The organism is Halomonas sp. 707D4, from assembly GCF_024158685.1.
Lineage (GTDB): Bacteria > Pseudomonadota > Gammaproteobacteria > Pseudomonadales > Halomonadaceae > Vreelandella.
In genome coordinates this window covers 1-2498 of record NZ_JAMZBD010000448.1, presented here as the reverse complement: position 1 = coordinate 2498, position 2498 = coordinate 1, and the positions used below count along the sequence as shown (strand labels likewise).

The window sequence follows — 2498 nt, the reverse complement described above, 5'->3', positions numbered from 1 at the left end:
TCACCCCGCCGGTGTTGGCCAGCACGTCCGGCAGCACGTCGATGCCGCGCTTCTCGAGCGCGGCGTCGGCGTCGCTGGTGACCGGGCCGTTGGCGATCTCGAGCAGTATCCCGGCGTTGACGGCGCCGACGTTGGCCTCGGTGATCTGGTTCTCCATGGCGGCGAGGGCGAGCACGTCGACCTCGAGGGCAAGCAGCTCGTCGCCCTCGATGCGCTTGCCCTGGCGGCACTTGGCGAGCTCACCGTGCTTCTGCTTGGCCTTCTTGGCCGCATCGATATCGAGCCCCTCCTTCTTGTAGAGACCGCCGCTGGAGTCGGACACCGCCACCACTTGGTAGCCGCGCGCGGCGGCCTCGCGGGCGAAGTGGTAGGCCGCGTTGCCGAAGCCCTGCACCGCCACGGTGGTCTCCTCGGGCTTGCGCTTCTCCTGCTCGACCCACAGGTCGAGCACGGCGAGCGCACCGTGACCGGTGGCCTCGACGCGGCCTTGCGAGCCGCCCAGCGACAGCGGCTTGCCGGTGATCGCCGCCGGCGCCCGGGCGCGCAGGATATGCTCGTACTCGTCGATCATCCAGCCCATCACCTCGGCATCGGTGTTCATGTCCGGCGCGGGGATGTCGCGATCCGGCCCCATGACGTCGGCGATGGCGCGAACGTAGCCTCGCGCCAGGCGCTCGCGCTCCAGCGACGAAAGCGCCTTGGCATCGACCTGCACGCCGCCCTTGCCGCCGCCGAAGGGCAGCCCCACGACCGCACACTTCACCGCCATCCAGAAGCTCAGGGTGGTGACCTCGTGCTGGTTGACGTCCGGGTGAAAACGCACGCCCCCCTTGGCCGGCCCCAGGCTCACGTCGTACTGCACGCGCCAGGCAGGAAACGTCTGCAGGCGGCCGTCGTCCATGCGCACCGGCACGCTCACCTGCAGCGACAATGCCGGCTGCATGAGGCGCGAACGCGCGTCCGGATGGACGTCGAGCGCCTCGAAGACCTCCTCGAGCCGCGAACGGGCATCGTCGAAAAGCGCCGCGCCGGTTTGCGGGGAGAGCGCCCGGGCCTCACCATGGGAGCGGCGGGTCGCATCCTTCTTGGCGGTTTTCTGTTTCTTGGTCTTCGCATTGGCCATGAACACACTCCGTTGTATCGATGGGATCGTTGCCGCGAGGGGGCCTTGAAAGCGTAGCAGCCCGCGCTTGTTTCGCCCTCGCCTGATACAAGCCGCCTTAGGATGATGCCATGCGCACTGACGCCATCGCTGAACCGCCTGCCGCGCCGCCCGAGACGGCCATCGCGCACGATCTGGCGTGGCTGCTGGACGCCCCGGACATCGTCGCCCTCGACGGCTACGAGGGCCGCCCGAGCCGCGCGGAGCTCGGGCTTGCACCAACGCCGCCGGGCTGGAACGAGCGGCGTGCGAAGGCCGCCCGCACGCTGGCCGGCAAGCTCCCGACGCGCCTGGGCCACTACCACGAGGCGCTGTGGCGGCTCCTGCTGGACAGCGCCCCGGCCACCCGGCTGCTGGCGCACAACGTCGCGATACGCCAGCAGCGGCGAACGCTGGGCGAGCTGGACCTGGTCTATCGCACGCTGGCCGACCCCGCCCCGATCCACCTGGAAGTGGCGATCAAGTTCTACCTGGGCTTGCCCGAGGGCCCCGGGGCGCTCGAAGGCCAGGACCGCTGGATCGGCCCCGGCGGGCTCGACAGTCTGGCGCGCAAGTGCGCCCACCTGGTGGCCCATCAACTGCCGCTCTCCGCCACGCCGCTTGCCCGCGACACGCTGCGGCGCTTGCTGGCACCCCGCGATGGCGCAGGCGACGAGGGGCTCGAGGGGCTGACCCGGCGCCTGGCGATGCCCGGCGTGCTCTTCTACCCCTTTCACGCACCGCTGCCCCCGCCGACAGGGGCCAGCGCCCACCACGCGCGGGGGCTCTGGTGCCATGCAAGCGACTGGGAAACGGTGCTGAAAGAGCGCATGCCGGCGCGCCTGGCGTGGCTGAAGAAGCCGTTCTGGCTCGCGCCGCCTCGTGACGACGCGTTCCTCGCGCCATCGCGCCTGCTGCCGGCATTGACCGAGGCCCTTGAACGCTTCGGCCCCCAGCAGGTGATGCTGAGGGCCGAAGGAGGATGGGACGGCAAGGAGGAGCGGGTGTTCATCGTGCCCGACGACTGGCCGCGCCAGGTGCCGCTGCCGCTGCCAGGCCGCTAGACGATGACCAGGTTGTCGCGGTGGATCAGCTCCGGGGCCTCGACGAAGCCGAGGATCGCCTCGATCTGGTGACTGGGCTTGCCGGCGAGGCGACGCGCCTCCTCGGCGCCGTAGTTGATCAGCCCCTTGGCGATGCGCCCGCCCTGCTCGTCGACGCACAGCACCATGTCACCGCGCTTGAAGCTGCCCTCCACCTGGCGAACGCCGACCGGCAGCAGGCTCGAGCCCTTCTCGCGCAGCACGTTGACCGCGCCGGCATCCAGGGTGAGCGTGCCGCGCACCTGGAGCTGGCC

3 protein-coding genes are annotated in these 2498 nt (G+C 70.4%); 1 reads left to right on the top strand and 2 read right to left on the bottom strand.

The window, feature by feature from the left end; all coding sequences use genetic code 11:
* The coding region (locus BIS11_RS15045) for a Glu/Leu/Phe/Val dehydrogenase (RefSeq protein WP_253586434.1) at nucleotides 1-1123 on the bottom strand (1123 nt) is incomplete at its 3' end.
* A gap of 110 nt (nucleotides 1124-1233) precedes the next feature.
* Here BIS11_RS15045 and BIS11_RS15040 point away from each other — a divergent pair.
* Nucleotides 1234-2205, top strand: coding sequence for a DUF1853 family protein (locus BIS11_RS15040; RefSeq protein ID WP_253586433.1), 972 nt, complete (start codon nucleotides 1234-1236; stop codon nucleotides 2203-2205).
* Here the strand turns inward: BIS11_RS15040 and BIS11_RS15035 are convergent.
* Nucleotides 2202-2498: PUA domain-containing protein (locus tag BIS11_RS15035; RefSeq protein ID WP_367399221.1), on the bottom strand; the 297-nt coding region annotated here is incomplete at its 5' end. The two genes, BIS11_RS15040 and BIS11_RS15035, sit on opposite strands and share 4 nt — an antisense overlap.

Bases quoted from the DNA above. Each gene is read 5' to 3' on its own strand.
- BIS11_RS15040 (WP_253586433.1), top strand. From the start codon at position 1,234: ATGCGCACTGACGCCATCGCTGAACCGCCTGCCGCGCCGCCCGAGACG.